The 18,312-nt window shown below is 70.0% G+C and carries 16 protein-coding genes; 8 read left to right on the top strand and 8 right to left on the bottom strand.

Features of this window, described 5'->3' with window-relative positions:
* Window positions 1–12: 12 nt before the first annotated feature.
* Window positions 13–438 (bottom strand): hypothetical protein, encoded by a 426-nt coding sequence (locus MEBOL_RS43680; RefSeq protein WP_095978681.1) that lies wholly within the window; start codon window positions 436–438, stop codon window positions 13–15.
* A 270-nt stretch (window positions 439–708) separates the two neighbouring features.
* Between MEBOL_RS43680 and glpD the strand changes: the two genes are divergently transcribed.
* Both glpD and MEBOL_RS43685 read left to right on the top strand, forming a co-directional pair.
* Window positions 709–2,361 (top strand): glycerol-3-phosphate dehydrogenase, encoded by a 1,653-nt coding sequence (gene glpD, locus MEBOL_RS18515; protein WP_342747795.1) that lies wholly within the window; start codon window positions 709–711, stop codon window positions 2,359–2,361.
* 191 nt (window positions 2,362–2,552) lie between these two features.
* Window positions 2,553–4,403 (top strand): S8 family serine peptidase, encoded by a 1,851-nt coding sequence (locus MEBOL_RS43685; protein ID WP_095978683.1) that lies wholly within the window; start codon window positions 2,553–2,555, stop codon window positions 4,401–4,403.
* Between the two features lie 18 nt (window positions 4,404–4,421).
* Here MEBOL_RS43685 and MEBOL_RS18525 read toward each other — a convergent pair whose 3' ends face one another.
* Complete coding sequence (locus tag MEBOL_RS18525) at window positions 4,422–4,898, bottom strand: anti-sigma factor family protein (protein ID WP_095978684.1); 477 nt, start codon at window positions 4,896–4,898, stop codon at window positions 4,422–4,424.
* Window positions 4,895–5,533 carry an RNA polymerase sigma factor gene (locus tag MEBOL_RS18530; RefSeq protein ID WP_245919881.1) on the bottom strand — a complete coding sequence of 213 codons (639 nt, stop codon included), beginning with the start codon at window positions 5,531–5,533 and terminating at the stop codon, window positions 4,895–4,897. Before MEBOL_RS18530 ends, MEBOL_RS18525 begins: the two co-directional genes overlap by 4 nt.
* Window positions 5,534–5,709: 176 nt before the next feature.
* Here MEBOL_RS18530 and MEBOL_RS18535 point away from each other — a divergent pair, with 176 nt between their 5' ends.
* Entirely contained in the window at window positions 5,710–6,555 is an 846-nt protein-coding gene (locus tag MEBOL_RS18535) for a hypothetical protein (RefSeq protein WP_157775176.1), read from the top strand.
* A 47-nt stretch (window positions 6,556–6,602) separates the two neighbouring features.
* Window positions 6,603–7,379, top strand: coding sequence for a hypothetical protein (locus MEBOL_RS18540; protein ID WP_157775179.1), 777 nt, complete (start codon window positions 6,603–6,605; stop codon window positions 7,377–7,379).
* Between the two features lie 13 nt (window positions 7,380–7,392).
* On the opposite strand, the gene MEBOL_RS18545 is transcribed toward MEBOL_RS18540, so the two are convergent.
* Window positions 7,393–8,592, bottom strand: a complete 1,200-nt coding sequence (locus tag MEBOL_RS18545) for a cytochrome P450 (RefSeq protein WP_095978687.1) — start codon at window positions 8,590–8,592, stop codon at window positions 7,393–7,395.
* Window positions 8,593–8,755: 163 nt separating this feature from the next.
* Here MEBOL_RS18545 and MEBOL_RS18550 point away from each other — a divergent pair, with 163 nt between their 5' ends.
* The 3 genes from MEBOL_RS18550 to MEBOL_RS18560 all read left to right on the top strand — a co-directional run bounded on the left by MEBOL_RS18550 (window position 8,756) and on the right by MEBOL_RS18560 (window position 12,085).
* Entirely contained in the window at window positions 8,756–9,682 is a 927-nt protein-coding gene (locus MEBOL_RS18550) for a hypothetical protein (RefSeq protein WP_095978688.1), read from the top strand.
* Between the two features lie 24 nt (window positions 9,683–9,706).
* Complete coding sequence (locus MEBOL_RS18555) at window positions 9,707–10,210, top strand: hypothetical protein (protein ID WP_095978689.1); 504 nt, start codon at window positions 9,707–9,709, stop codon at window positions 10,208–10,210.
* Between the two features lie 189 nt (window positions 10,211–10,399).
* Window positions 10,400–12,085 carry a hypothetical protein gene (locus MEBOL_RS18560; protein ID WP_157775182.1) on the top strand — a complete coding sequence of 562 codons (1,686 nt, stop codon included), beginning with the start codon at window positions 10,400–10,402 and terminating at the stop codon, window positions 12,083–12,085.
* Between the two features lie 74 nt (window positions 12,086–12,159).
* Here MEBOL_RS18560 and MEBOL_RS18565 read toward each other — a convergent pair whose 3' ends face one another.
* The 3 genes from MEBOL_RS18565 to MEBOL_RS18575 form a co-directional block, all read right to left on the bottom strand.
* Complete coding sequence (locus MEBOL_RS18565) at window positions 12,160–13,275, bottom strand: glycoside hydrolase family 3 N-terminal domain-containing protein (protein ID WP_245919883.1); 1,116 nt, start codon at window positions 13,273–13,275, stop codon at window positions 12,160–12,162.
* A 70-nt stretch (window positions 13,276–13,345) separates the two neighbouring features.
* Window positions 13,346–13,756, bottom strand: a complete 411-nt coding sequence (locus MEBOL_RS18570) for a VOC family protein (protein WP_095978691.1) — start codon at window positions 13,754–13,756, stop codon at window positions 13,346–13,348.
* Window positions 13,757–13,762: 6 nt separating this feature from the next.
* Window positions 13,763–15,355: a serine/threonine protein kinase gene (locus MEBOL_RS18575; protein WP_095978692.1), complete on the bottom strand. Its 1,593-nt coding sequence runs from the start codon at window positions 15,353–15,355 to the stop codon at window positions 13,763–13,765.
* Between the two features lie 210 nt (window positions 15,356–15,565).
* Between MEBOL_RS18575 and MEBOL_RS18580 the strand changes: the two genes are divergently transcribed.
* Window positions 15,566–16,579, top strand: coding sequence for a hypothetical protein (locus MEBOL_RS18580; RefSeq protein WP_157775185.1), 1,014 nt, complete (start codon window positions 15,566–15,568; stop codon window positions 16,577–16,579).
* A gap of 9 nt (window positions 16,580–16,588) precedes the next feature.
* On the opposite strand, the gene MEBOL_RS18585 is transcribed toward MEBOL_RS18580, so the two are convergent.
* Window positions 16,589–18,250: a protein kinase domain-containing protein gene (locus MEBOL_RS18585; protein ID WP_245920099.1), complete on the bottom strand. Its 1,662-nt coding sequence runs from the start codon at window positions 18,248–18,250 to the stop codon at window positions 16,589–16,591.
* Window positions 18,251–18,312 lie beyond the last annotated feature (62 nt).

Consider the following 18,312-nt stretch of genomic DNA (forward strand, 5'->3'; position numbering starts at 1 on the left):
TCCGTCGCGGGACTACTCCTCCTGCCGCAGTTCGTGGGGCAGCACCGCGTGGGCGTGCCGCGGCGAGCGCGCGTGCAGTTCCTTCGTCAACAGGGTGTCCAGCACCCCCATGAGCGTGTCGTAGGGCGTGCCCATGTCCCGGGCGGGGCGTCCCGGGCGCATCGCCACCCTCACCCGGGGCGACTCCTCGTCCTCGAAGGCCAGGGTCACCGCCAGCGTGTCCGGGCCTCCCGGGGCGGGCACCACCACGGCCGGGGCGGGTTGCCGCTCGGCTTCCTCCACCAGTGGTCCCAGGTACTCCCGCTCATCGTACGTCAACGCCCGCTCCACCACCGTCTCGCCCTGCTCCAGCACGCGCAGGTGGCGCAGGCGCTCGATCCTCACCGCCTGAGCCCCCGTATTCGTCCTCCCGCTGCGCTCGTACGTCACTGTCTTCACGCACCACCTCCACACTCAGGCTCCCTCTGGTGGGAGGTATGCACGGCGGGCGTTCCCAGCACCCCTCGACAGCCACTGGCCAACACTCCCCGGCCTCCCGTGCCCGGAAGGTGTTCGTCCACCGTTCCCCGTGTGACGCGCCGCGTTCCGTTCTCACTGCCACCGGCCGCGACTCGCCGTTAGACTCCCGTCGTGCGTTCCGACTCCGCCGCCTCCCTCACCGCCCAGGCCCCTGCTTTCTCCGCCCGCGGCGCCCAGGCCCTCGCCTCCCTGCCCGCTCCCCAGAAGCCCGCCTCGCGTGCCGAGCGCCTGAACGCCCTGTCGTCCCAGGTCTTCGATGTCCTCGTCATCGGCGGAGGCGTCACCGGCTGCGGCATCGCCCGCGACGCCGCCCTGCGCGGCCTGCGCGTGGCCCTCGTCGAGCGGGAGGACTTCGCCTCGGGCACCTCCAGCCGCTCCTCGCGCCTCGTGCACGGTGGCGTGCGCTACCTGGAGCACGGACACCTGGGGCTCGTCTTCGAGTCCAGCATCGAGCGCTACCGGCTGCTGCGGCTCGCGCCCCACCTCGTGCGGCCGCTCGCCTTCGTGTGGCCCACCTACAAGGGCGCCCGCCTGCCTCGCTGGAAGCTCGCCGTGGGCCTCAAGCTCTATGACGCCCTGGCGCTCTTCCGCAATGTGCGCGGCTCCCGCGCGCTCAGCGCCCAGCGCGTGCGCGAGGAGATTCCCGGCCTGCGCACCGAGGAGCTCACGGGCGGTGCCCGCTACTACGACGCCGCCACCGATGATGCCCGGCTCACGCTCGCCAACGCGCTCTCTGCCTCCGAGGCGGGTGCCACCCTGCTCAACCACGCCTCCGTGAGCGGGCTCGTCATCGAGGAGGGCCGGGCGAAGGGCGCCACGGTGGTCGACGCGCTCACCGGCCGGGAGCTCAACGTGCGCGCCCGCGTGGTCGTCAGCGCCACCGGCCCCTGGAGCGATGAGATCCGCAAGCTCGACTCGAAGGACAACGCCCCCGCGGTGCGTGGCTCCAAGGGCGTGCACATCGCCGTGCCCCGCGCGCGCCTGCCCACGCCCGATGACACCGCCCTCACGGTGCTCTCCGGCGTGGACGGCCGCGTGATGTTCATCCTCCCCGCCGAGCACCACACCATCATCGGCACCACGGAGACCGTCACCCACGCCCACCCCTCCGAGGTGCGCGCCAGCGTGTCCGACGTGGACTACCTGCTCGCTTCGGCCAATGGCTTCTTCCCCGACGCCCGGCTCGTGCGCGAGGACGTCGTCAGCGCCTGGGCCGGCATCCGTCCGCTCGTGGCCAGCGCCTACTCGGGCGGGGGCGACGCCAACAGCGCCAGCCGCGAGCACGCCATCCACGCCAGCCCCTCGGGCGTGCTCGCCATCTCCGGCGGCAAGCTCACCACCTACCGCGTCATGGCCAGCGACATGGTGAACGCCATCGAGAAGGCCCTGGCCGTGCCCCACCAGAAGGCCCTCACCGGCTCCCTGCCCCTGCCCGGCGGCGAGTTCTCCTCGTTCGACGACGAGGTGGCCGCCGCGAAGGCCGAGGTGGGCCGCCAGGACGTCGCGCGTCATCTGGTGCGCGCCTATGGCCGCCGCTGGCGCCTCGTCTGGGAGCTCACCCGCGAGCGGCCCGAGCTGGCCGAACCGCTCGCTCCGGGCCTGCCCTATGTGCGGGCCGAAGCCCTCCACGGCGTCACCCACGAGTTCGTCCACACGCTGGATGACCTGCTCGTGCGCCGCCTCAAGGTGGCCTTCGAGACGCGGGACCTGGGCCGCGCCGCCGCCCGGGTGGCCGCCGCCGACATCGCGCCCCTGTTGGGCTGGAGCCCCGAGGACATCGAGCGGCAGCTCGCCGACTATTCGCGCCACGTGGAGCGGCTGTTCGGCATCGATCCGGCGTGAAGGTGCTGGTTCCTGGACTGCGCCGGGGGCAATCGCCTCCGAGTGTCTATCGCCCGGTAGGCGGACAGCCTAACGTGGATATCCGGGAATGAGCGCGTCGGAGCCATGGGTTCGTCAGCGCTCTGTCCTCCGCCAGGGTTTCGTCCCGGGCGGCTGTCATCCCCCCTGGACGGGGTACAAGGAGACGTCCCGTGAGACGACTGGTGCTGTTGAGCCTGCTGGGTATGGGCGCGTGCGTGAAGGATCCTCCGACGGATCTCGTGCAGCAGGAACAGCCGGTATGCCCGGACCTCGTCGTACGGGATGCGTCCGAAGAGCCGAAGGCCCTGGCGAACCGGGCTTCCGCGCGCTTGGACCTCGTGCCCGTCGCGTCGAGCGGCACGGACACAGTCGCCGAGGGCGCGCAGCCGGTCATCGTCCGTTTCCGTTCCAAGGCGGGCATGCGCACCGCCGCCGCGCTCCGCCAGCGCGAGGACAAGGTGAAGTCCCTGGGCGCGCGCGTGAAGTACCACTGGCCCGAGCTGGACACCCTGGCGCTGTCGCTCACGCCCGAGGCCCAGGCCCGGCTCGCGGCCGATCCCGAGGTGCTCTCCGTGTCTCCGGACCGCGTGGTGCGCGCGATGGACATGGCCAGCGGTGCGTTCGTGACGTCGGCGGCCACCACGCCCAGTCCCCTGGGGAGCACCTCCGAGTACACCTACGGCGTGAAGATGACGCGGGCCCAGGAGGTCTGGGATCCGGACAACCAGGGCGTGCTCAAGCCCGGCGCGCCCAATGGCTCGGGCATCCGCGTGTGCGTCATCGACAGTGGCATGGACGTGCGCCACCCCGAGCTGATGGCCGCCTATGTCGCGGGCAAGGACTTCATCGACGGGGATGACAATCCCGAGGACAAGGACGCGGACGGCAACTGGGGCGGTGGGCACGGCACCCACGTGGCGGGCACCATCGTGGCGCAGCTCGGCCTGCACGGCACGGTGAACCCCAACGACGCCAGCCTGAGCCCGGAGGGCATGGTGGGCGTGGCTCCTGGCGCGGAGCTGTACGTGGCGCGCGTGCTCGACACCTCGGGCGGCGGCCGGACCACGGACGTCATGGCCGCGCTCAAGTGGTGCCATGAGGAAGTGCACGCGCACATCGCCTCGTTGTCGCTCGGCTCGCCCGACAGGGACGACGCCGAGGAAGCCCTCTTCCAGCGGTACTTCGCGGAGGGAATGCTGTCCTTCGCCGCCAGTGGCAACGGGGGGGCGACCGCCACCGAGACCTCCCGCATCTACCCGGGCGCCTACGAGTCCGTGGTGGCCGTGGGCGCGGTGGACAGCGAGCTCAAGCACCCCGAGTTCTCCCAGGGCGGTGATTACCTGGACCTCGTGGCCCCCGGCGTGAACATCTACTCCACCTATCCCCAGGGCCGCTCGCCGTACGCGAGCCTGTCGGCCGGGGACACCTTCTACAACTCGTCCTCCTTCGACTTCGTGCCCTTCGAGGAGTACGAGGGCACGCTCGTCGACTGTGGAGTGGGGGATGGGCTGCGCTCGTGCACGGCGGACGCCGCCGCCACCTGCGATGGCTTCGTCGCCTACGTGGACCGCGGGGGTGACATCCGGTTCAGCGACAAGGTGAAGAACGTGCGCTCCCAGGGCGCGCGCGCCGTCATCGTCGGCAACAACGATCCCAAGGATGACGCGACGCTGGCCTTCACGCTGGGCTCGGCGGCCACCTGGCCTCCGGTGACGGCCATCCCCACCACGCTCGTGCCCACCTTCAAGGGACTGGTGGGCTCGAAGGTGCGCGTGGGCATCCGGGGCAGTGACTACGCGCTGAGCACCGGTACCTCCATGGCCACTCCCCATGTGGCCGGCGTCGCCGCGCTCGTGTGGAGCGCCCGCCCCTCGCTCACCAACAAGCAGGTGAAGGAGATCCTCGAGAACTCGGCGAAGCACCTGGGCGAGCAGAACGGGACTGGCCGCAACAATGTCTTCGGCTACGGGCTCGTGCAGGCCAAGGACGCGGTGGAACTGGCCCAGAAGTGGGTTCCGTAGACCACCCCGTCCGGGTCCTCACCGGGGCGGCCGGGAGGGCGAGGCCACCAGGCACGCCCCCACCTGGGCCTCCATGCGCGCCGCCGCCTCGAGGCTCGGGTCCTGGCACACCTCCACCCGCGCCATGGACATGAGCCCTTCTCCCCAGGGCTCCTCGCTGAAGGAGGGGGAGTGCGCCGGGGGCCCGCCGCTGAGCATCACCATGACGAGCCCCGCCGCCACCGCCGCGAGCCCCAGACCCCGCCACTCCCAGGGGCTCCGGCGCGCCGGGGCGGGGCGCAGCCGGGCCTCCAGCGCGCCATAGTCCAGCGCCCGCCGCGAGGGTTGCCGCCGCGCCCGTTGGGCCATCCAGCCGCGCTCCAGGCGCAACCACTCCAGCGCGCGACGGCAGGTGTCACAGTGTGTGGCGTGCTCGCTCACGCGCAGGGCGTCCGCCTCGGACAGCTCCTGGGCGAGCAGCGCGTCCAGGTCCGATTCACGGCACGGGGGACTCATGGCCGACCTCCTGTACTTCCCACATGCCCGGCGAGCCGCTCGCGCAACTGCAACCGGGCCCGGTGGATCTCGTTCTTCACCTTGGGCAGGGACCAGCCCATGACCTGGGCGATGTCCTCGTAGGCCAGCCCATGGTCGATTCTCAGCAGCAGTGCCGCCCGGCGCTCCTCGCGGAGACTTCCCAGGGCCTCGGCGAGCAGTCCCTCCAGCTCGCGGTCCAGCAGCAGCGCCTCGGGCGTGGGCGAGGGCAGCGCGGCCTCCAACAGGGACTCGTTCTCCTCGGAGGCCACGTCCAGGTGCGCCGCCCGGCCCCGGAGCGATTCCAGGTGGACGTGGCGCGCGATGCCCAACAGCCATGAGACGAAGCGCGTGTCATCGCGCAGGGCCGCGAGCTTCCCGTGCGCCCGGACGAAGGTCTCCTGGGTGGCCTCGTCCGCGGCGGCCTCGTCCTGGAACAGGTCCCGGGAGAAGCGCCACACGGCGGGGGCATGCCGCTCGAAGAGGGTCCGGAAGGCGGTCGAGTCACCTCCCCGCGCGCGCATGAGCAGACGGCGCTCGCCGTCGCGCTCCTGGGCGGAATCCCCCGCGAGGGTCATTCGGACGGCGAAGAGGTGGGCCACGCGCCGGAGTGACATGAACCCGTCCCGAGTTTCAGCGTTCTTTCTCATTCATTCCGGGCTCGGGCGTCAAACCCGGGGCCGCCGGGTCCGAGGGCGGCCGGGCGGGCGGGCCTTGGCACCCCCCCGGGTGTGTCCCGCCGGGAACGATTCCCACCTTTGCCCAGCAAAGGACTCATCACCAGGAGAAAGACATGCGCGGAGCCATATGGATGGCGCTGGCCTTGGTGGGGACTGCCCCGCTGGCCCTGGCGCAGCCGGCCACGGGAGCGGGAGTGCGCGCCCCCCAGGCGCAGCAGCCCGCGGCGGGACCCTCGGGGGCGGCCAGCATTGAGCAAGGGCAGGACTCGGCCGGGACGACCTCGGCCTTCGGGACGACGGGTCAACCCGCGGGCGGAGCCCTCTTCCCGGGCATCCCCGGGCTCAATGGGATTCCGTTGCAGGATCCCGCCGCGCAGGGCAACACGTCCTTCGGCACGGGCGGCGCGGGCACGGGCGGCGCGGGCTCCGGCCCCACCTATCGTGGCGCGCCCGAGGCGCCGGTGGACACGGGGACTCCGGCCGCTAGCGCCACCCCGAGTGCCGGGCAGGGAGCGGACCTCAACAACCTGAACCAGCGCGTGGGAGCGCTGGAGCGCGAGGTCTCGGCGCTGCGTGGCACGGGCGGCGCGGGCCCGGCACCGAGCACGACGGCCCCAGCGGCCCCAGCGGCCCCAGCGCAAAACATGGGCACGACTCCGGGCACGGCCGCTCCGGCGCCGAGCGACAACGCCGCGCCCATTCCGGCCATCACCGTGGAGTTCGACGGACGGGTGCGCGACGTCACGCCCCAGTATGTCGAGGTCGTGGACAGCACGGATGGGACGGTGTCCCGGCTGCGGATCGACGATCAAACCCGGGTGTTCCGAGGCTCGGCGCGCAACCGCATTCCGGTGAAGCAGCTCTCCGAGGGAGCGCAGGTGCGCACGTCGTTCGCGTACGTCGATGGCGAGGAGCTCGCGCGCGACATCATCGTGCTGTCTCGCGGCTCTCAACGGTAGTTCCCGGTGCGCGGTCCCCACGAACAAACGGGAAGGAGCGAGGTCTCATGAGAAAACACACCTGGATGGGCCTGGGGGCCGCGGCGGTGGGAATGGTCGTCGTGCTGGGCGCGGAACAGGGCCAGGCGCAGTCCACGTCTCCGCCTGCCTACCCGGGAGGGGCGTCGGGGGAGGACATCTCCCAGGGCTCGCGGGTGTCGGGCACGACGGACGGGTCGGTGAGCGGTGGCGTGGCCGAGACCCAGCCGCAGGGTGGGGGGCAGGACACCAACACGCAGCCGTCGGCGCAGATGACCGAGGCCCAGCAACGCCTGGAGATCGCGCGGTTGCGTACCCAGGTGGCCCAGCTCCAGCAGCAACTCGCGCGGATGCGCACGCAACTCGCCCAGGCCCAGTCGGGTCAGCAGCCGGCCTCCGCGTCCCAGCCGGGCGTGGGCGGCGGTGGCACCGAGGGCTCCTCGGCCGTGGGCAATCCCAACGCCGAGGCTCCCCAAGGGGCTTCGGGCGTGGGCTCCCCCTCGGACACGGGGGGGAGTGGGAGCGCGAGCGGCGCCTCGGGGGCCGATGACAACGAGTCGGGTTACGCCCTGGCCAACGTCCTGCACACGGGCCGGGTGCGCTCGGTGTCCGCGCAGCGGCTCGTGCTCGACGAGGACGGGGGCGGCTCCCACACGCTGACGCTCTCCAACGACGTGGAGGTGTTCCGCGCGGGCCGCCCCACGACCCTCGAGAGCCTCGAGAAGGGGATGCGCGTGAAGACTTCCGCGAACCTGTATGCCCGGGACAATCCGGTGACGCGCATCGAGGTGCTGCCCTCGAAGTGAGCCCGCTTCGGGGCTACTCGCGGCGGAGCCAGAGCGTCTTGAGGGCGCGGACGCCGAACGAGGGCGGGTATTCGGGCCGGAGGGGCTGGCGCGGGGCGAAACGCAGCCGGGGGGCCCGCGCGATCAGCTCCCCGAGGGCGGTGGGGGCCTCGAGCCGGGCCAGGGGCGCGCCGAGGCAGAAGTGAATGCCGTGGCCGAAGGACATCACCCCCTGGGCGTCGCGCTGGATGTCGAAGCGGTCCGGGTCCGGGAACTTGCGCGGGTCGCGGTTGGCCGAGGACAGCACCAGCATCAGCATGCTGTCGGCGGGCACCTTGCCGCCGCTCAGCTCCACCTCGCGCAGGGTGCGGCGCATCACGGACACCACGGGCGACTCATAGCGCAGCGCCTCCTCGATGGCGGCGCCGCAGCCCGAGGGGTTCTTCCTGAGCCAGTCGAACTGCTCGGGGTGGCTCAGCAGCGCGTGCATCGCGTTGCCGAGCAGATTGGTGGTGGTCTCGTTGCCGGCGAGCATGAGCAGCAGGGCGAAGGCGTTGACCTCCTCGGCGGAGAGCGTCTGGCCCTCGCCGCCCTGGACGAGCAGGGAGATGAGGTCCTCCTGGGGCGCGAGCCGGCGCTCCTCGGCGATGCGCGTCATGTACGCGTGCATCTCCTGGCCATCACGCCTGAACTCCGGACCGGGACCGGCGGCGGAGGCGAGGGAGATGAGCGTGTCGCTCCAGCGCTTGAAGTCGCGGCGGCGCGCGGGCTCGATGCCAAGCATCTCCGCGATGATGATGACGGGCAGGGGCGTGGCCAGCCCCTCCATGAAGTCGAACTCCTCCTGGGCGGTCATCTCCGCGACGAGCTTCTGGGACAGCTCGCGCACGCGGGGCTCGAGCGCGGAGATCCGCTTGGGGGTGAAGGTGCGGCTCACGATGGAGCGCATGCGCGTGTGCAGGGGGGGATCCGTGTTGACGAGCGCGGGCACGGAGGGGCGGCCCAGGATGGTGCCGACCACGTCGATGGGCTGGCCGGCCAACCGCAGGCTCGCGGAGGAGAACAGGGCGGGGTTCTTGAGGACATGGGCCACGTCCTCGTGGCGCGTGACGATGTAGGCCTGGAGGGGGGCGTTCCACAGCAGGGGTGCCCGCTCACGCAACTCCGCGTAATAGGGGTAGGGGTCCTGCATCACCTCGGGGTCGAAGAAGCTGAAACGGTCCACCAGGCTCATCCTTCGAGCCTAGCCCCCCCGAAATCGCGGCTTCAACGTGCTCCCCGAGTGGTGCACCCCTCACCTAGAGAGAATCAGGGTGGGGGGACGCAACTTCATCCCACTTCGTGCGACAATCCTTCAAAGTTTTCCTTTTCCGATTCCCGACCTCGCGGAGCCCCCCATGACCACCATCCGTAACTCCTCCCCGAACACCGTGCGCACGGGGACCCCCTCGCCCGTGGAGAAGACCGCCCAGACCGTGGCGCCCCAGCAGAGCGCGCCGGCGGCCGCCGCGCACAAGGGCAACGTCATCACGGACGGCTTCGAGAGCGCCGCGTCGAAGGTGCGCGGTGCGGTGAACAAGCTCTTCGGCAAGTCGGACAAGGTCTATGACGGCGTGATGGTGGGCGCGGGCGGCCAGACGTACCCCGCGGGCACGCCGCTGAGCCAGGTGCCGGGCGTCACCCCGCGCAACAACCCCAACCCCACCGAGACGTTCGTCTACGTCAACGGCATCCAGAACGACAAGGACACCCAGTTCAACAGCATGCAGCAGATCGCCGACCGCACGGGTGCCAAGGTCGTGGGCATCCACAACGCCACCGAGGGCATCGTGTCCGACCTGGCGCAGTGCGTGACGGACAAGCTGGACAAGGGCAAGAACCCGGCCGTGGATACGCTCGCGGACACCGTCTACAACGAGCTCAAGGCGGGCCGGGACGTGCACCTGGTGGCGCACAGCCAGGGCGCGCTCATCACCAGCCGCGCGCTCAATGACGTGGCCAAGCGGCTGCGCATCGAAGACGGGCTGAGCAAGGCGGAGGTGGAGAAGAAGATGAGCGGCCTGAAGGTGGAGACCTTCGGTGGCGCCGCGGCCCACTTCCCGGACGGCCCCCAGTACGTGCACTACGTGAACAACAAGGACATCGTCCCCACCTGGTTCGGCCAGGGCAACGGCAAGGGCGTGGACGAGTGGGCGCGCGACGGTGGCAAGGGCGCCGTCATCCGCCGCTTCGACTTCGGCTCGGGCATCAACGGCGCGCACTCGCTCGCCGAGGCCTACCTGCCGCAGCGCCTGCCCTTCGACCAGGCCCGCGCCGCCAAGTAGTCTGAGTCGAGGAGAGCGCGCACCATGCTCCAGTGGTTGATGTCCGCGGTGGGGCTCGGGCCGCCACCGCCCCCGAGTGGTGGCCCCCTGACGCGTGAGACCGCCGGGGAGCTGGTGCGCTGGTATGTGCGCTCGCAGGGCGCCGTGCTCAGCCCGGGGCTCAACGCCCAGGGCTTTGGCGGCATCGCCGCGGGCGGCTCCCAGGTGTACTTCGAGTACCACGAGGAGCAGCGGGCGCTGGAGTGCAGCGCGCTCGTGTACAAGTTCAGCGAGCCGCCCAAGCCGGGGGTGCTCGAGGGCTTCCAGGCCGAGGCCCGCGAGGGCACCGACGCGGGAGGCGGCGAGGTGGACTACGAGCGGGAGAACCGCGGGCTCTATCTCAGCCGGACCTACACCGTGGTGCCCGAGGGCAAGGCCTTCGCCCGGGACATGAAGCGCCTGGGCGCGGCGAGTGTCGTGTGGGGGGACGAAGTCCTCGACCGCGTGGCCTCGCGCGTCTTCCACCCCGAGGAACTCGAGAAGCGCTGACTTCGAGTGAAGCGCCTCACACCGTTTCTGTGAGGCGGCTCACTGCGTTTCCTGGACAATGCCTGTACTGGTCTTCCGTCCGCGGCGAATCCCGGCCGTGGTGTGGAAGCGGTGACGACGTCCCCCGGCGTCGTTCGTGAGGCGTTCAGGAGACACGAACCTATGCACGGTGGTGCTCATTCGAAGAGGTTGTCCTCGTTTCTGGGCCTGATCGCGGCGGGATGGCTCCCCTCGGCAAGCCTGGCGCAGGAGGTGCCCCCCAACATCCTCGTCCTGGTGGACAGCAGCGAGTCCATGCAGGACTTCCCCGAGTACCTGCCCGAGGCCTTCACTCCGGGCTTCTCTCCCCCGTCGAGTTCCCGTCCGGGAGACCTGGGCGGAGACGGGCCCGGCGGACACTTCCTCAACACGGGCTGCTCGGATCCGGCGCTCGTCGCGGCGATGAGCTGGTTCGACAAGGGCAGCGCGGATCCCGCGAAGAACGGCTCCATCCCCTACGACTCCGATGGCCTGGACTCCCAGTTCTTCGACGCGACGCGGTTCTATCACTCGCGGGGCCGGCGCCTCGCGTGGGGCGGGGCGGAGGGTCCGTACTCGCTCATGCACTTCACGTCCCTGACGAGCGAACCGTTGACGACCAACATCTGCTACCAGGTCGTAGGCTGGGGTGCGGAGTATTTCTACTCGCCAGTCATGGATGAATGCGAGCGGTGTCTGGCCACCAAGGGGTGGTGGCGCGGACCGTTGGTGTCCGCCAAGACGTCTGTTTCATTGGGAGGCCCCACGCGTGCCTTGGACGCACCGCCCCTGCCCACCGAGGCTTTGCGTAAGTGGGTCGTCAAGGGAGGCGTGCTCAATCTGCGTCCGCCCAAGTTCGTGATCGCCCGCAAGGCGCTCAAGGACCTCATCGACTCGTCACCGCGAGCGCGCCTGGGGGTGGCCACCTTCGGTGTCGATCATGGCTGGTATGATCCGCCGGTAGTCCATTCCCGGCCGCTGCCCGACTGTGACAAGGCCACTCCGAATTTCACATTCGATGCCGCCGACAAGCTCGCGCTGAAGAGGGCCGTCAACCAGGCGAATTTTCGTGCTCCAGAGCGCCCCATCGGCGAGGCCCTGTTCGGTCTGGGCGGCTACATGTCCTCGGAAATAAAGGACAGCCTTTGGACCAACTGGTTCAAGCAACCCTTGAATCCAGGCGCCTTCGGCTGGCCGGGCTGCTGCAACGGCGGCACCTATGACAACCCGTACACGGGCAATCAAGGCCTCTTCTGGGGCGTGGTGAGTGACGAGTGGGTCAAGGGGCCCAAGTCCGTCGCGGGGGTGTACCTGCCCGGTCAACCCTGGGAGTCCTGGGATCCCAATGAGCGTCTGATGTGCTCCAGCACGCAGGCCAGCTCCGTCATCGTGCTGACCGATGGCCGTCCGTACAATGACAACACGGTGCCCATCACCAAGATGATGGACATCCTCAAGGCGAACGGGGCACTCCACCCGAGTGGTCTGCCGCTCACCTTCGAGCCCTCCAGCCCCGAGACGAACCCCACTCCCGGCGGTGTCAATTACTGCCACCTGTTCGGCACCACGAAGGAGGCCTGCGACTACACGGACTACAACTGGCCCACGGGGTTGGCGAGCACGAACAAGAACTTCATGGATGACGTGGCCTTCTTCCTGGCGCATACGGACCTGCGCACGGACCTTCCCGGGAACCAGAAGCTGCGCACGTCCGTTGTCAGCCTGGGCTCGAACAGCCCCATGCTGCGCAGCATCGCCCTGGCGGGCGAGGGCCAGTTCCTCCAGGTCCAGCAGGCGAGCCACCTGCGCGAAGCGCTCCTGACCGCCATTCAATCCAGCCGCACGCCCCTGCCGTAGGCGTGCGCTCCGCGACGAGGCCGGGCGCGTTCCCCCCACCCGGCCTCGTTCGGATTCTTTCCCGCGCGGAGTGCCTACTCCGTCCAGCCGTCCAGCAGTCCCATGCGGTCCTTGAGCCGCAGCACCCGCCGCACCGCCGCGTCCAGCTGCTCCAGGTGCTTTGGATCCGACTGGGCCAGCGTGGTGAGGATGCCGAAGTAGTCCAGGCCGCCGGACCAGTCCGGGGGCTCGGTGGTGAGGATGAGATCGTTGCCCGCGAGGAAGGCGCGCCGCACCACTTCCTCGCGCGCGGTGCCCAGGTGCTCGGCGAGCGCGGCGATGGCCACGTCGTCCGTCACCGCGATGCCGCCGCCCTCGTGCGCGAGCGCCACGAGCGAGGGCTCCAGGATGGCGGGGGCCGGGCCGAACTTCGTGTAGACGATGTTCGACATCATCACGCCCCCGAGGAAGCGATCCGCGGCCCGGAATGCCGAGGCCTCCTGGCGCACGCGCTCCTGGCTCCAGTCCGCGAGCGCGCGCACGTGGTCCGAGTCCGCGTCCAGGTCGCCATAGCCCGGGAAGTGCTTGCCGATGGCGGCCACGCCCGCGCGCGCCAGGCCCCGGGCGAAGGCGGTGGCCTTGCGTTGGACGAGCGCCGGGTCCCCGGAGAAGGCGCGGCCGTTGCGGAACATGTGCCCCGAGGACGCCACATCGAACACCGGCGCCAGGTTCATGTTGAGCCCCACGTCGAGCATCGCCTTGCCCACGCGTCCGCCCCAGGTCTCCACCTCGGCGTCCTCCATGGCGGCCAGTTCCCGCGCGGAGGGCAGTGTCTTGAGCGAGGCGTGGCGCTGGAGCCGGTTGAATCCGCCACCCTCGATGTCCACCGCGAAGAAGGGGGGGACCCGGGCGCGCTCGCGCGACGAGTGGATGCGCTCCCGGGCCGCGTCGAGCTTGCGCAGGGTGCCGCCCACGAACAGCACGCCGCCCACCTCCACGGGCGTCTCCTTTCCCACCTGGGGGTAGGCCAGGAGCAACTGCCCCACCTTCTCCCGGAGCGACAGGGATTGGAGCACGCGCTCCACGCGGGCCGCGTCGGGCTCGCGCTCCGGGAAGCGTGGCGCCTTGCGAGGGGGCGCGGCCCCGGCGGAGAGGGACAGCAGGAGCGTCAACAGCAGCGGCGGGGAGAGACGGGGGAGCGCGGACAACATGGGCGCAGTCTTCCATGGCTCCGCGCCGGGGACCCGCGGGGATTCACGGGGTGGGGCTCGGTGGCTCGGCTCAGGAGTCGGCGAGCGCGTCGTAGCCCTGGCCGTGGAACTCGAGCAGGCACAGCCCATGGCCGAAGGGGTCCGCCAGGTGGGCCATGCGGCCCCAGGGCCGTTCCTGGATGCCGCGCTCCAGGGTGGCTCCCGCCGCCTGGGCTCGCTGGACGGCGGCCTCCAGGTCGGTGACGGTGAAGTCCAGGTGGATGGGCGTCCAGTGTCGGCGGTAGTCGCGCACGGCGGAGGTGCCCGGGGCGGGCGTGCTTCCGGCGGGGTTGGCGAGCAGGTCGATGGGGGAGGTGGCTCCGAGCAGTTCCGCCCAGTCGTTGCCCTTGCTCCGTCCCGGCTTCAAGCCCAGGGCCGCGGTGTAGAAGGCGAGGGCTCGTTCCAGGTCCTCGACATCGATGCAGACGCGCAGCTCGAGCATGGGGGCTCACTCCTCCTGGAGGTTGACCTTGAGCACGGTGGACTGCGCGGGTTTGACCTCGATGGTGCGCGTCACCACCTTGGAGAGCTTCGCGTTGACGAGCTTCACGGTGTGGTGTCCGGCGGGCAGCAGCGCGGGGCCCATGGGGGTCTCCCCGAGGCGCCGGCCATCCACGAAGACGGTGGCGTAGGGGACGATGCGCAGCTCGAGCGAGCCCTTGAGCACGGGGCGCGAGGCCACGGTGCGTTTGGGCTTCGGGGTGGGGGCGTTCTCGGGGCTCGCGGCCTGGGGGTCCGTGCCGGATTCTTCCTCTGGCGGAGTCTCGGCGGGTTCGGGGCTGGGAGGAGGGGCGGGGGCCTGGGCGATGGCGGGGATGGGCGCGGGAGGCGGGGCCGCGATCGGAAGGCTCGCCCGCCAGCCCGCGATGGCCATGGCCGAGAGCAGCAGCACGCCACCCAGGAGTGGCAGCCCCCAGCGCCTCGGGGGCCGGGCCGACGTCACGGGAGGCGGGGTGGCCTGGGTCTTGGGCTCCTCTCCCCTGGGAGCCTCTTCCGGGTTGGGCTGCGTCTCGTCGTTGGGATCGACCTTGGGACGGCGCGAGGCGGCCCGGGAGGGCGTGGACGAATGACTGGGCCTGCTGCGCCCCGAGCCCGAGTGGGGCGTGGGCGTGGGGCACTCGGTGCCCGAGAGCGTGTGGGTGATGAACTGGGCCACGTACTGGGTGGTCACGGGCCGTCCCACCGAGAGGATGAAGTCCTCCAGGTCCGCCTGGAAGGAGGCGCAGTCCGGATAGCGCTGGTCTCGATCCTTGGCGAGCGCGCGGTCGAGGATGTCCTGCAGGGGCTCGGGGATGTCCGGCCGCAGCTGCGTCGCGGGCACGGGCTCCTGTTGGAGGATGGCCCGCATCAGCTCGGCGTCCGAGCCCGCGATGAACGGCTTGCGGGCCGTCAGCAGCTCATAGAGCACCACGCCGAGCGCGTACACGTCCACGCGCCGATCCAGGGGCCCCGAGCGCACCTGCTCGGGTGCCATGTACGGCAGCTTGCCCTTGAGGGCGCCCGTCTCGGTGCGGTGGCTCTGCCCGGCGGCCTTGGCGATGCCGAAGTCCACGACCTTCACCTCGCCCTGGCGCGACAGCAGGATGTTGTCGGGACTGATGTCGCGGTGGATGAGGCCCAGGGGCTCGCCGGTGTTGGGGTCCGCGAAGTCATGGGCGAAGGCCAGCCCCTCGCAGGCGTGCGAGATGAGCCGCGCGCACACCGCGGGGGGTGGGGCGAGCCCATGTGTCGCGGCGCGCTTGATGAGCGTGCGCAGGCTGGGCCCGTCGATGTACTCCATGGCCAGGAAGTAGGCGCCCTCGGACTCACCGAAGTCGAAGATCTGCGCGATGTGCGAGTGCGTCAGGCGGGCGGCGAGCTTGGCCTCGGCGAGGAACATGTCCACGAAGGTGGGCAGCTCGGCCAGGTGGGGCAGGATGCGCTTGAGGACCAGGGTCTTCTCGAAGCCCATGGGGCCCGCGGCCTTGGCGAGGAACACCTCGGCCATGCCGCCGGTGGCGAGCTTGCGAACCAACTGGTACTTGCCCAACTGCTCCGTCACGACCTGACCTCACTCAAACAGGGCCAAGACCCTGAATATCAGGTGTCAGCTGAAATGTCTGTTCTTCCAGGTAGGAAGGAACAGGCTTGAAGAGTGAGCGGGTACGACACGAAAAGACGTGTCGTCAGGTGAATGACTCTTTGCCCTCGGTGAGGTTTTGGTTTTCTACTCCGGGTGAAGCACTCCCCCGCTCCGAAGATGAGTCGCCCCGTGCGTGCCATGCTCCGCCTGAGAGTCCTCTCCGTCCTTGTCCTCCTCGCCTGGATGCCGTCCTTCTCCGCGCACGCACAGGAGCCCGCGCCCGTCGACTTCAGGTCCATGGTCGGCATGATCAGCCGGTTGTATGGACTGCTCGAGTACGAGGCGGCTTTCTCTCAAATCCAGGCCGCGCGTCAGAACCCGCTGGGAACGCACGAACTGGTGGTCCTGTTCCTCTACGAGGGCATCATCCTGTTCGAGATGGGCAGGGTCGAGGACTCGGGAGATGCCTTCCAGATGGCGTTGCTGCTCCGGCCCGACGCGAAGCTGCCCGAGCAGGTCGCCCCCAAGGTGGAAGCGCATTTCGAGACGGCCCGGCGGTTGGCCCGGGAGCCAGCGCAACCGGACGGCGCCCGGTCCGCGTCTCCTGGAGTGGAGTGCTCGGTCTCGCCCATCCAGGCCACGGGCAGGAACCTGAGGGCGCAGCAGCTGTGGCGTCTGGAGTCGATGGAACGGATGCTGTGCAGGCGCGGCGCCCTGCGAGGCCCGGTGGCCAGCGCCTTGTCGTCCCTGACGATCCAGATGGGGCAGGCGACCGAGCACGCCGAGCGGGTGCGCATCAGCCAGGTCATCGATCGGATCGCCACCCAGTTGTCCGTGTTCCCCACCAACGCCACCTGGACGCAGGCGAAGGACTCCGCGCCCGAGGACATGTGGGAGGCCGTGGGGGAGGATCCGGAGCGTCCCCTGCCCGAGGCCCCCGCCGAGCCGGAAGTGGACGAGTCGCCCTCCACGGACCCCTCGAATCTGTTCGGCTGTCGGGCGGCGGTGGCGGATGAGTGCGAACGGCTCATGATGCGGCTGCTGCAACTCCAGAACCAGATGCAGGGCTTGGATGCCGAGCGGAAGGCCAGGGCTGCGAAGGAACTTTTCCGCCTGGGTCAGCGGGTTCGCGAGGCCGTGGTCCCCTCGGAACTGGAGCAGGCCTCGCTCTCCGCCGATGCCTGGTCGCAGAAGTGGAATTGAGCGGCCGGCTCACTCCGCCAGGAGATTGACCTTGAGCAGGGTGGTTTCCTCGGCGCGCACTGTGACTCCTCGTGTTGCTGTCTTGGAAAGGGTCTGGTTGACGAGCTTCACGGTGTGGTGCCCCACGGTGAGCCGCAGGGGCTTGATGGGCGTGTCTCCCATGTCCTTCCCATCCACGATGACCGTGGCGTAGGGCCGGACGCGCAACTCCAGGGTGCCCGTGGGCAAGACCTTGGGCGGAGCCGGGGTGGAAGCCTTGGCGCGAGAGGGCTCGCGCTTCGGACCGAGGATCGCCGCCACGGGCGGGGAGGGTTGTTTCGGCGTGGGGGCTTCCGCGACAGGTGCCGCTGGAGCGGGCGCCTCCGGGGCGGACTCCACGGGGGTCGCTGACGGAACCGGGGCTGGAGGCAGGGTTGGCTCGGCTTGGGCCAGCGGTGTCTCCTCGTGGCGCTCGGCCATGGGGGCGGGCCGTGGAGCCTCGGGCGGGGAACTCATCCGCCAGAGCAGCATGCCTCCGCCCGCCAGGAACAGAACGCCACCCACCAGGGCGGGAATCCACCGGCCTGAGGAGCGGGGCTTCACATTCGCCGGAGGCGTGCCCACGAGCATATGCGTGGCCTGCTCGGTCTTATCTCCCGCTGTCTCCCGAGAGGTGCCCGTCAATGGCGCGACACGGGTCTCGGGTTCTGTCTCTTGGGAGGGGGACGGCGTCACCAGCCGATGCCGTTCCGCGGGCTTCTGGAGCGGGCCAGACGGATCCAACGGCCCCACCATGGATTGCGCGGACGAGAGTTCCGGTGAGGTCGTGTTCGACGTGAGCTGGGCGATGAGTTGCGTCACCTGCTGCGTCGTCACGGAGCGGCCGGCCGCGACGATGAAGTCCTCCAGGTCCGCCTGGAGGGCGTGGCAGTCCGGGTAGCGCTGCGAGACGTCCTTGGCGAGTGCCTGGTCGAGGATGCGCGACAGTGAGGGGGGAAGGTCTGGCCGCAGTTGTACGGCGGGGACGGGCGGCTCGAAGAGGATGGCCTGCATCAGCCCGGCGTCCGAGTCCGAGCTGTACGGCCGCTGGCCCGTGAGCAACTCGTAGAGCACCACGCCGAGCGCGTACACGTCCACGCGCCGATCCATGTCCCGCGCCCGGAGCTGTTCCGGCGGCATGTACGCGAGCTTGCCCTTGATGACGCCGCTCTGGGTCCTGTGGCCCTGACTCGCGGCCTTGGCGATGCCGAAGTCCACGACCTTCACCGCGCCCTGCCGGGACAGCAGGATGTTGTCCGGGCTGATGTCGCGGTGGATGAGGCCCTCGCGCTCGCCGGTGTCGGGGTCCACGAAGTCGTGGGCGAAGGCCAGCCCCTCACAGGAATGCGAGACGAGCCGCGCGCACAAGGTGGGCGGCAAGGACGTGCCCTGGGCCTGCGCGCGTTTGACGAGGGTGCGCAGGCTGGGACCGTCGACGTACTCCATGGCCAGGAAGTAGGCGCCCTCGGACTCGCCGAAGTCGAAGATCTGCACGATGTGCGGATGCGTCAGGCGCGCGGCGAGCTTGGCCTCGGACAGGAACATCTGGACGAAGGTGGGCTCCTCGGCCAGGTGGGGCAGGATGCGCTTGAGGACCAGGGTCTTCTCGAAGCCCATGGGGCCCGCGGCCTTGGCGAGGAACACCTCGGCCATGCCGCCGGTGGCGAGCTTGCGAACCAACTGGTACTTGCCCACCTGCTGCGTCACGAGCTGAC

The organism is Melittangium boletus DSM 14713, assembly GCF_002305855.1.
GTDB lineage: Bacteria > Myxococcota > Myxococcia > Myxococcales > Myxococcaceae > Cystobacter > Cystobacter boletus.